At 68.3% G+C, this 9,156-nt stretch carries 8 protein-coding genes; 3 read left to right on the top strand and 5 right to left on the bottom strand.

The genetic code is table 11. The annotated features are described in order from the left end of the window. Window positions 1-220: 220 nt before the first annotated feature. The gene (locus tag ACT6Y9_RS05735; protein WP_295477358.1) at window positions 221-1,075 is read left to right on the top strand and encodes an aldo/keto reductase; all 855 of its coding nucleotides are present in this window, start codon (window positions 221-223) and stop codon (window positions 1,073-1,075) included. Window positions 1,076-1,265: 190 nt separating this feature from the next. On the opposite strand, the gene ACT6Y9_RS05740 is transcribed toward ACT6Y9_RS05735, so the two are convergent. From ACT6Y9_RS05740 to ACT6Y9_RS05755, 4 genes are all read right to left on the bottom strand, one after another. Beyond that, the gene (locus tag ACT6Y9_RS05740) at window positions 1,266-2,096 is read right to left on the bottom strand and encodes a MetQ/NlpA family ABC transporter substrate-binding protein (protein ID WP_295477356.1); all 831 of its coding nucleotides are present in this window, start codon (window positions 2,094-2,096) and stop codon (window positions 1,266-1,268) included. Between the two features lie 434 nt (window positions 2,097-2,530). Beyond that, window positions 2,531-4,186 carry a phosphomethylpyrimidine synthase ThiC gene (thiC, locus tag ACT6Y9_RS05745; RefSeq protein WP_443743824.1) on the bottom strand — a complete coding sequence of 552 codons (1,656 nt, stop codon included), beginning with the start codon at window positions 4,184-4,186 and terminating at the stop codon, window positions 2,531-2,533. A 319-nt stretch (window positions 4,187-4,505) separates the two neighbouring features. Then, entirely contained in the window at window positions 4,506-5,039 is a 534-nt protein-coding gene (locus ACT6Y9_RS05750; RefSeq protein ID WP_443743825.1) for a hypothetical protein, read from the bottom strand. A gap of 102 nt (window positions 5,040-5,141) precedes the next feature. Then, window positions 5,142-5,687 carry a pyridoxamine 5'-phosphate oxidase family protein gene (locus tag ACT6Y9_RS05755; RefSeq protein ID WP_443743826.1) on the bottom strand — a complete coding sequence of 182 codons (546 nt, stop codon included), beginning with the start codon at window positions 5,685-5,687 and terminating at the stop codon, window positions 5,142-5,144. A 269-nt stretch (window positions 5,688-5,956) separates the two neighbouring features. Here ACT6Y9_RS05755 and ACT6Y9_RS05760 point away from each other — a divergent pair, with 269 nt between their 5' ends. Further along, the gene (locus tag ACT6Y9_RS05760; protein WP_295477348.1) at window positions 5,957-6,580 is read left to right on the top strand and encodes a response regulator transcription factor; all 624 of its coding nucleotides are present in this window, start codon (window positions 5,957-5,959) and stop codon (window positions 6,578-6,580) included. Between the two features lie 178 nt (window positions 6,581-6,758). Next, window positions 6,759-8,402 (top strand): formate--tetrahydrofolate ligase, encoded by a 1,644-nt coding sequence (locus ACT6Y9_RS05765; RefSeq protein ID WP_443743827.1) that lies wholly within the window; start codon window positions 6,759-6,761, stop codon window positions 8,400-8,402. A gap of 122 nt (window positions 8,403-8,524) precedes the next feature. Here the strand turns inward: ACT6Y9_RS05765 and ACT6Y9_RS05770 are convergent, their stop codons facing one another. Beyond that, window positions 8,525-9,022 (bottom strand): hypothetical protein, encoded by a 498-nt coding sequence (locus tag ACT6Y9_RS05770; protein ID WP_443743828.1) that lies wholly within the window; start codon window positions 9,020-9,022, stop codon window positions 8,525-8,527. Window positions 9,023-9,156 lie beyond the last annotated feature (134 nt).

A 9,156-nucleotide genomic window follows, 5' to 3' on the forward strand; every position in this document is an offset into this window, starting at 1 on the left:
GCGCCCCCTTTTTGTCCAGTGGGCTAATGAGCTTTAGGCAGCGAAATTTCTCCCTACCTTCGCTTATGTCAAAGGGCTTTGCCCCTTCATCCTGTAGGATGCACACAGAAACCGAACGCCGCCCCGTCCGCCGGACGGCGTCTTCAATCGGGCTCCCGCTGCGCCGGGAACCGCCGCCCTCCTGATCCACACTCCGCGCACAGAAAAAGAAGAATCCACCATGACCGAACCCCTGAAGGAAACCGTCGTGCTCGCCAACGGCGTCGAAATGCCGACCATCGGCTTCGGCACCTGGCAGATCCCGATCAACGAGCACTTCCAGAGCACGATCCAGACGGCGATCCAGCTGGGGTACCGCCACTTCGACACGGCGCAGATCTACAACAACGCCGCGCTGATCGGCGACGTGATCCGCGAGTCGGGCATTCCGCGCTCGGAATTCTTCCTCACGAGCAAGATCTGGGCCTCGCACCGCTCGTTTGAATCCGCCGAGGACGCCTACGAGATGATCCGCGAGCAGATGCAGGTGGACTACCTCGACCTGCTCCTCATCCACTGGCCGGCCGCCCAGGGCGAGCCCATGGTCTGGCAGGCGCAGAACGCCGGCACCTGGCGCGCCTTCGAGAAGATCTACAAGGCGGGCGCCGTGCGCGCGATCGGCGTCTCGAACTTCCTCCCGCACCACCTCGTTCCGCTCCTCGCGCGCGCGAAGGTCCGCCCGATGGTGAACCAGCTTGAAATCCACCCGGGCTACCCGCAGCGCGGCGCCGTGCGCTTCTGCATGGACCGCGGCATCCGCGTGCAGGCCTGGAGCCCGCTCGGCCGCGGCACACTCCTCAAGCACCCCGTGCTCGAGCGCATCGCCGCCAACCACGGCGTCTCGCCCGCGCAGGCGGCGCTGCGCTGGTGCATCGAGCTCGGCATCGCCCCGATTCCGAAGGCGACCGACTTTCACCACCAGAAGGAAAACCTCGACGTCTTCGGCTTCTCGCTCACGGACGAAGAGCGCGACGAACTCTCGAGCCTCCCGCAGACGGCCTTCTCGGGGCTCCATCCCGACACCGTGACCTTCTGACGGACGCTCCCGAACGCATCCGCGGCCGCACCTTCTTCTTCGAGAAGGCGCGGCCGTTCTGCATTTGGGCTGCCTCCTTCGGGCGCAAACGAAAACCGGCGGATCTCGCGAGAGAACCACCGGTTCTGTGTTTGTGAGCCGGAAGCGGCTCGCAAGCCCCTCCCGGCAGAGGATGGGTCGTTCCTTCAGATCAGAAGGCCGGAACGACGGCGCCCTTGTACTTCTCCTCGAGGAACTTCTTCACGTCGGGCGTGAGGAGCGCGGCCTTGAGCTTCTGCAGTTCAGGGCGGTTCTCGTCGCCCGCGCGGACCACGACGATGTTGGCGTAGGGCGAATCCTTCGCCTCGATCGCGATGGCGTCCTTCACGGGATTGAGGTTCGCCGAGAGCGCGAAGTTGGAGTTGATGACGGCGACGGCCACGTCGTCGAGCGCGCGCGGCAGCTGCGCGGCCTCAACTTCGACGAAGTCGAGCTTCTTGGGGTTCTCGACGACGTCGCGCTTCGTGGCGAGGATGCCCGCCGCGGGATCGACCTTGATGAGGCCCGCGGACTCGAGGACCTTGAGCGCGCGGCCGCCGTTCGTCGGGTCGTTCGGGATGCCGACCTTGGCGCCTTCGGGCACGTCGCCGATCGCCTTCACGCTCTTCGAGTAGACGCCCATCGGTTCGAGGTGGACGGCGCAGAGGACGGCGAGGTTGAGCTTGTGCTCCTTTGCGAACGTGTCGAGATAGGGCTTGTGCTGGAAGAAGTTCGCGTCGAGCTCCTTGCTGTCGAGCGCGAGGTTGGGCTGCACGTAGTCGTTGAACTCGATCACCTTGACGTTGACGCCTTCCTTCTCCAGGGTGGGCTTGACGAAATTGATGATGTCGGCGTGCGGCACGGGCGAGACGCCGATCGAGAGCGTGACGGCCTTGGGAGCGTCCGCCTTCGGGGCGGGGGCGGTCTTGTCGCCGCAGGCGCAGAGGCCGAAGGCGAGGCCGGCGGAAAGGGCGAGTGCGCCGAAGAGTTTGGTGAACTTCATGATGGGAATCCTTCTTGTGGTGACGGAAAGGGTGGCCGGGAGCCCGGGTGAATGCGCCGCCTGGAATGGATCTTGTGTTCCTCTGACGGCGGCGCGCTAGCGCTTTCCGGAACGCGGGGTTGTTGTGGACGGCCCGTACGCGAGCGGCGTCTTCTTTTAAGCGACTGCAGCCGGTCTGCACGGAGAGAGGATCTCCGCGGGAGGAGCGGTTTTGTCGGGCGCTCCTCAAGCGGCCCCCAAGCGCGTCTCCCCGGTCTGCGGTCTTTTGTGTGCGCCCCCGCGGGGCGCCGTTCGGGGAAGTCTACGCCCGAGGGCGCGAGGGAGGCCGAGTAATACCTCAAGAGTCGGCGCCGGAAGAGCGCCTTCCCGTAGGGCTTTCCGACGTTGCTCCACCGCCCTGCGGCTAGGGCCCCGGAGGCGCCCCGTCCGCCCCTTCAGTCGAACAAATCGCGCGCGAGCTTCATCGGGCAGAAGGCCGGCCCGCACATCGAGCAGAAGTGCGCCTCGCGCGCCCCCGACCCCGAGAGCGTCTCGTCGTGCAGGGCCGCGGCGTGCGCCGGGTCCACGGCGAGCCGGAACTGGTCGTTCCAACGGAACTCAAAGCGCGCCGCGCTCATCGCGAGGTCGCGTAGATTGGCGCCGGGCACCCCGCGGGCGAGGTCCGCCGCGTGGGCGGCGATGCGGAAGGCCGCCATCCCCTCCCTCACGTCGTCGGCGTCGGGAAGCCCCAGGTGCTCCTTCGGGGTGACGTAGCAGAGCATCGCGGTGCCGGCCGCGCCGATCAGCGCGCCGCCGATCGCGGCCGTGACGTGGTCGTATCCCGCCCCCATGTCGGTGACGAGGGGCCCTAGCGTATAGAAGGGCGCCCGGTCGCACCAGTCGTCCTCGAGCTCCTGGTTGCGGCGCACGTCGGGCAGGATGATGTGCCCGGGGCCCTCGATCATCACCTGCACGTCGGCGGCGCCGGCGCGGCGGTTGAGTTCGCCCAGGGTCTTCAGTTCCGCGAGCTGCGCCGCGTCGCACCCGTCGTGGGTGGACCCGGAGCGCAGCCCGTCGCCCAGGGAGAGCGTCACGTCGTACCGGCGCGCAATCTCGAGGATCTCGTCGTAGTGCTCGTAGAGGAAGCTCTCGCGCCCCGAGGCGTGCATCCAGACGGCCATCAGGCCGCCCCCGCGCGAGACGATGCCGGTGAGGCGCGACCGCGTGAGGGCCACGTGGCCCTTCAGAACCCCGGCGTGGATCGTCATGTAGTCCACGCCCTGCTCGGCCTGCTCGACCATCACGTCGCGGAAGAGCTTCCAGGAGAGCTTTTCCGGACGCCCGGCGCGCTCGAGCGCCTCATAGACAGGAACGGTGCCGAGCGGCACGGGCGAGCGGCGCAGCAGCGCCTCGCGGGTCGCAGTGATGTCGCGCCCGGTCGAGAGGTCCATCACGGTGTCCGCGCCGCAGTAGAGCGCCTCGCGGAGCTTGCCGATCTCCTCGCGCCAGTCCTCGCTCGCGACCGAAGTGCCGATGTTGGCGTTCACCTTGGTGGCGAACGCCCGCCCGATCGCCATGGGCTCGGCCTCCGGGTGACGGAAGTTGAGCGGAATCACCGCCTCGCGCGCGGCGACGAGCCGGCGCACGTCCTCCGGCGTCCAGAGAGGGGCGGCCGCGACCCGGGCGTAGAGGGCCTCGGCCTTCGGGTTCCCAAGCGTGCGGAGCTCTTCGACCAACGCGGCGCGCATCAGGTTCTCGCGCTCGGCGACGAAGGACATTTCGGGCGTCACGACCCCGGCGCGGGCAAGGGCGAGCTGCGTGGGCGCGCCGGGTTCGGGCCGCGCGCGGCGGCGCGGCAGCCCTTCGCCCGACCCTTCGCCGAAGGGCCCGGTCACGTCGGCGAGATGAATGTGCGGCTGCGCGCCGCCCCCGAAGCCCGCGGGCGTAGGGTCGAGCGCAACCGAGCGGAAGGGCACGGGTTCGCCGTGGGCGGACGCGCCGTAGACGCGGCGGCCGGGCAGACGCCCGGCGAAGAGGTCAAGCCCGTGGTCGGCGGCGTCCTGAGGGCGCTCCGTGACGACGGGCGGAATGGCGGTGTGTGAGGTGCTCACAGCAGGGTCTCCTCGAAAAGAAGTCGGCTGTGCGCTTGGAATTGTGGAGAGGTCCTCCCCCCGATGCACCTCCACGGGGCGGCCTTCATGGCGGGCCCGAAAGCGTGGGGTGATGAGGGAGGACTGAGGCGCTTCCCGCCGCACGTCTGAACGTGATCCGGTGATGGGAGTCTTTCTCAACCAGAGGGCGGCAAGGCTCCATCAGGGGAGCCCGCCGCCGCAACCGATACCTCCAGCGCACTGTACGGGCGGGATTGTAGCGGCCGGGAACGAGGTCGGGCGCGCAGAAGGCGCGCGGCCGGGGGACGGATGCCGGAGCTTATTGGGCCTGCTTCGCGCGCCACTCGGGCGTCGAGCGGAAGGTCTGCGCCGCGGCGGGGGACGAAGCCTGCGGGCCGGAGGCGGAAGGCGTGCGCCCGGCGCGCGCCTTGAGGCGGCCGATCAGCTCCTTGGCGTACGCCTCGACCGCGCCCACCGTGAGGGCGCGCCCGGTCGGGGCCCGGCCCGAGGCGTCCACGCGCGGGATGCCGTGCTCGAAGGTCTGGAAGCGGATCACGCTCACGAGTCCGTCGCCCGACGGGACGTCGTAGGTGAGGACGAAGGGACAGGCGTAGGGGCCGGTGCCGGCCTTGAGGCGCTTCACCTCGAGTCCGGCCTTCTTGAGCCCGGACTCGACGGCGTCGACGAGCTTGGGACTCTTCACGGCGTCGTTTTCCAAGAGGCAGACCGAATCGTAGGAGACGGGCGCGAAGTCGGCCGACTCGTCCACGGGACCGGCGGGCGCTGCGGCGCAGCCGGCGAGCATGAGGCCGGCGGCGGACGTGATCAGGGCGGCAAGGACCTTCTTCATCATTTTTCTCGAGTTCTTTCGCTTCCGGAAGAGCGCGGGCCCACCCGGCCGGCCTGAAGGCCGGCGGGAGGACCGCGCGGGAGCGGAAACTATAACCCGCAGAGGTCAGCCGAGCGCGGGAGAGATCTTCGCCCAGCCGCGCGACTTCCCTGAGACGCGCTCGACGTCCACGCGCCAGATCGTCACGGCGCGCCCGGCCCGCTCGAAGTAGCTCTCGGACTGCACCTTCCTCTCGTCGCCCACGTAGCGCGCGCAGATGAGGGCGGCTGCGCGCCGCCGCTCGTCTTCGTCGAGGACGAGCGCCGCGCGGCCCGCCACCACGGCGCTCGCGTAGTCGACCGAGTACTCCGCCGCCGCGGTCTCTTCGTGCGCGACGAAGCAGAGCGAAACCTGCGGATTGTCGAGCATGTTGTCGGCCTTGCGGCTCTTCTCGCGGGTCGTGTGAAAGTAGAGGTGCGCGCCGTCCTCGGTGAGGACCGGGCTCACCGGGGCGCCGTAAGGAACGCCCGCAGAGTCCGTCGTGGAGAGCACTGCGTAGTCGGCGGCGCGCACGACGCGCAGCGCGTCGGTGAGCGAGAGCTCGCGGTCCTTGCGGCGCATCGGCCGCTCGCTCGACGCGGGCGCTTCGAGAAAATCTTCTTCTTCGGTCATCCTGGTGTCTCCCGAAAGCACATGTTCCTCAGCCGGCCGCGCCCGGAACCTTCCTCAGGCCGCACAGACGGCATCGAGCCGGCTCAAAGCTGAGAGAATAAAGAAGGCCGCACGAACCTGCACGGCCGCGGACCCGTCGTGCTCGGCGCCGCGCCGCTACAATAGCGTTCACTTCCGGCGCCACGTGCACTTCACCCCGCGCACCCGGCGGCTTCCGGCCGACCGTCCCGTCACCCCGCGGGCGGCGCGCCGAACCTCTGAGGCAACGAATGGACAGCAAAATCACCAAGCCCCTCATCCGCATCATCGACGACGACAGCGCCGTGCGCTCGTCGTGGTCGTTCCTTCTCTCCGGCGAAAACTACGAGTGCGCCGAATACAGCGATGCGGGCACCTTCCTCGCCTCGGCCGACTTCCGTCGTCCGGGCTGCATTCTGCTCGACGTGCGCATGCCGTCGATGTCGGGGCTCGAACTGCAGAACAAGCTCAAGGACATCGGCTGCGATCTGCCGATCGTCTTCGTCTCGGGCCACGGCGACATCGACATGGCCGTGAACGCGGTGAAGAACGGCGCCTTCGACTTCATCGAGAAGCCGCCAAAGGAGTCGCGCCTGATCGACACGATCGAGGCGGCCGTCGCCCGCAACAAGGCGCAGCGCCGCGACCAGGCCGAAGTGGCGGACTTCAAGAGCCGCCTCGAGCAGCTCACGCAGCGCGAGCGCGAAGTGATCCGCATGGTCGCGCAGGGCTACTCCAACAAGGAGGTCGCCGCCGAATTCGGCATCTCCGAGAAGACCGTCCAGGTCCACCGCGGCAGCGCCTACCGCAAGCTCGAGCTGCACAACGCCGCGGAAATCGCGCGCCTGCTTCTGCTTTCGGGCGATCCGCTCTGATCGTCCTCCACAGGCCCGATCCCCTGATGCAGGCCCTTTCTCGACGCATGAACGCCGCCGTTCCCGTTTGACGAGACCGCGGCGTTTTGCGCTTTTTGGGGCCGCTCGGGACGCTCCCGCTCAGGCACTGAATTCCTCTTTCACCATTTCCCTTTCGACTTTTTTGGAGCTTTCATCAATGAAGTCCGACATCGAAATCGCCCAGGAGCACAAGCTCATTCCGATCGACGAGCTCGCCCATTGCGCGGGCCTCACCGACGCCGAATTCGAGCCCTACGGCCGCGACAAGGCGAAGGTCTCGCTTGACCCGGCCCGCACTGAAAAGGGCCGTCTCATCCTCGTCACCGCCACCTCCGGCATGCCCGCGGGCTCCGGGAAGACCACGACCTCGATCGCGCTCGCCCAGGGCCTGAAGCGCCTCGGGAAGTCCGCGGCCCTTGCGCTGCGCGAACCCTCCCTTGGCCCGGTCTTCGGCATGAAGGGCGGCGCCGCGGGCGGCGGCTACAGCCAGGTGCTTCCGATGGAGGCGATCAATCTGCACTTCACGGGCGACCTCCATGCCATCACGGCCGCGAACAACCTCCTCGCGGCGCTCCTCGACAACGCCCGCCATCAGGGTCAGGTGGTCCTGAAGGAGATCTACTGGCGGCGCGTCCTCGACGTGAACGACCGCATGCTGCGCAACGTCATCACGGGCCTCGGCGGCCCCGCGAACGGCATTCCGACCGAAACGGGCTTCGACATCACCGCGGCGAGCGAACTGATGGCGGTGCTCTGCCTCGCAAACGACATGGAGGACCTGCGCGCCCGCATCGACCGCATCGTCCTCGGGCTCCGTCCCGACGGCACGGCCTACACCTGCGGTGAACTCGGCGCCACCGGCGCGCTCCTCGCGCTCCTTCTCGAGGCCTTCAAGCCGAACCTCGTGCAGTCCCTCGAAGGCAACGTCGCCTTCGTGCACGGCGGGCCCTTCGCCAACATCGCCCACGGCTGCAACTCGGTCGCGGCCACCCGCGCGGCGCTCAAGCTCGCCGACTACGCCGTCACGGAAGCGGGCTTCGGCTCCGACCTCGGCGCCGAGAAGTTCTTCAACATCAAGTGCCGTGCGGCGGGCCTCGCCCCAGCGGCGGTGGTGATCGTCACGTCGACGCGCGCCCTCAAGTGGCACGGCGGTGTGCCGCTTCCCGAAATCGGCGCCCCGAACGTCGAGGCGGTCGTGAAGGGCCTCGTCAACCTCGACGCCCACATCGCGAACCTCAAGCACTTCGGGCCGAACATCGTGGTCTCCCTCAACCACTTCCACACGGACACCGACGAGGAGATCGAAGTGATCCGCACGCGCTGCGCTGCGCTCGGCGTGCGCTTCGCGGTCTGCGACGGCTTCGCCAAGGGCGGCGAAGGCGCGCTTGAGCTCGCCCAAGCGGTGGTCGACGCCGCGAGCGCCCCCAAGCCCCTCGTCAACACCTACGCCGAAGACGCCCCGATCGTCGAGAAGCTCGAGGCGATCGTCACGCAGTGCTACGGCGGTGCGGGCGTGAAGCTCGCCCCGGCGGCGGTGAAGGACCTCAAGCGCATCGAGGAGCTCGGCTTCGGCACGCTCCCCGTCTGCGTCGCGAAGACCCCGTTCTCGCTCACGGCCGACCCGAAGGCCCTCGGCGCCCCGAAGGGCTTCACGCTCCCCGTCGAGCGCTTCATCCTCAACGCCGGCTCCGGGTTCGTGGTCGCCATGTCCGGTTCGATCATGCGCATGCCGGGTCTTCCGAAGAAGCCCGCCGCGATGGGGATCGACGTCAAGGACGGCCGCATCACGGGTCTTGCCTAACCCTTCCGGACGCCGCCGCGTTCCGCGCCGCCCCAAGCGACGCGGGGCGCGACGCTCTTGAGCGCATCGAAGGGCTCCTTCCACGCTGGGACGGAGCCCTTCGTCGTTTTTCGAGGGGCGCCTCAGTCGCCGATCTGCGGGCGCCCCGGGAAGAGGCGGTCCAGCGCCCGCGCCCAGTAGCGCGAACTGCGCACGAACTTCACGTGCGGGGAGATGAGGTTGCGCGTCGGATCAAAGCTCGCGTTGGCGATCTTCTCGCCGTCCAAATAGAAGTCGAAGGCGGCCGGGTACTGCTTCACGACCGCCGGCACGTAGTACTGCTCCACCCCCCAACGGTAGACGAGCGTCTGCCGGCAGGCGGCGGGCTTCGCGCCGGCCGGAAGGTCCATCACCTCGAAGCGCTTCGCGCGCAGAAGCCTCTTGAGGAGCGCGTGGAGCTGCGGGTCGCGCTGGTTCGGACCCAAAAGGCAGAGCTTGTCGTCGGGCGTGGTCCAGGAGCCGTTCACGTGCACGACGCTGCAGCCCGCGAGGAGCGCCGCGACGCAGAATCCCGCCGCAAGGAGGGCGGCTCTTTGGGAGACGGGCGGAGCGGACCGGCAGAGCGCCGTGAGGAGCGTCATCGAGGAGCCTCTCGAAGAGAAACAGGCATGCGCCGCGCGGCCGGATGGGCCGCCGGCGGGCGTGGAGGATTCAACGCTTCATTATCGCCCCGGGCGGCGGCGCGAAAAAAAACGGCGGTCCGGCAAAGGAGGAA

Origin of the sequence: Sutterella sp. (assembly GCF_052272535.1) — a bacterium.
In the GTDB taxonomy this organism is placed as follows: Bacteria; Pseudomonadota; Gammaproteobacteria; order Burkholderiales; family Burkholderiaceae_F; genus Sutterella.